We start from the raw sequence: 1,236 nt of genomic DNA, 5'->3' as shown, positions 1-1,236 counted from the left end.
CGGACGCCAAGAAGCGATACTTAGATCGCTATCTTGGAGGTTGCCATGTACCCGAGCACTCGCCGTAACTACACCGATGAGTTCAAGGCTCAGGCCGTTGCGCTAGCTGAAAGCGTTGGCAGAACCGAAGCTGCCCGCCAGCTAGAGATGTCCGTCAAGACGCTCGACAACTGGGTAGATGCCATGCGCAGGGGTAAGCCGTTGAGCTCTCCTGAACGCAAGCCCATCACCAAGGAGGACAGCGAACTGGCCCGCCTGAGAGCCGAAATTGCTGAGCTGAAAATGGAGCGTGAGATCCTAAAAAAGGCGGCGGTGTTCTTTGCCAGAGAGTCCAGGTGAGATACGCCTTCGTCGCCTCTGAACGGGCTCGATATCCGGTGCGGGTGTTGTGCCGGGTAATGGAAGTCTCCGTGTCAGGTTTCTACGATTACACGCACCGTCAGTCCTGCCCTGATCCCGATGCGCAAATTCGCATTGCGTTGCGAAACGCCTATGCTGGCAGCCGAAATACTTACGGCCGTCCGCGGCTGGTTGCAGCTTTGCGTCAGAACTCGCATGCAGTGGGCCACAAACGGATCAGACGCTTGATGCAGGAGGAGCGGATACAGGGCAAGTCCAAAGGCGGTTTCAGGCCCTGTACCACCGACAGCCGGCACCATCTGCCGGCCGCTAGTAATGTACTGGCGCGTCAGTTTTCCATCGATAACCCCACCCCAACTTGGGTAAGCGATATCACTTATCTCCCAACCAAAGAGGGCTGGCTGTATCTGGCCGTGGTGCTGAGCATTCAGACACGTCAGGTATTGGGTTACAGCTTGGCGGATCGGATGCCCGACGAGTTGGTTGAGCGCGCCTTCATCAACGCCTGGAATGCCTGTCTTGGCCTATACGGGGTGGTATTTCACTCCGATCAGGGGCGCCAGTATGCCAGTAGCAAATTCCGCTTCGAACTGGCCAAGAAAGGCGTTACTCAGAGCATGAGCCGCAGGGGCAATTGCTGGGATAACGCGGTTGCTGAGAGCTTCTTTGCCACGTTGAAGCGAGAGGAGGCCTGCAGCGTCTACCCTAGTAAGAAGCAGGCGCATCTATCAATTGCCAGCTACATCCATGGGTTTTACAACAGCAACCGACTGCATTCAGCGTTGGGCTATCGCTCTCCGAACGACTATGCAAAAGGCTTAAGGCAGTCGGTTGAATAGCCAGCTTCTTGGCGTCCGCTGTCACGGGACAGGTCCA

Annotated in this window: 2 protein-coding genes; both read left to right on the top strand. The window is 56.4% G+C overall.

What is annotated here, in order from left to right; all coding sequences use genetic code 11:
- Nucleotides 1-45 precede the first annotated feature (45 nt).
- Nucleotides 46-339: a transposase gene (locus WCE05_RS25805; protein ID WP_253081036.1), complete on the top strand. Its 294-nt coding sequence runs from the start codon at nt 46-48 to the stop codon at nt 337-339.
- A complete protein-coding gene (locus WCE05_RS25800) occupies nt 336-1,199 on the top strand; it encodes an IS3 family transposase (protein ID WP_368816815.1) in 864 nt (287 codons plus the stop codon). The genes WCE05_RS25805 and WCE05_RS25800 overlap by 4 nt, the downstream gene beginning before the upstream one ends.
- Nucleotides 1,200-1,236 lie beyond the last annotated feature (37 nt).

Origin of the sequence: Pseudomonas sp. I2 (assembly GCF_040984075.1) — a bacterium.
Lineage (GTDB): Bacteria > Pseudomonadota > Gammaproteobacteria > Pseudomonadales > Pseudomonadaceae > Aquipseudomonas > Aquipseudomonas guariconensis_B.
This window is presented reverse-complemented; position numbering and strand designations above follow the sequence as displayed.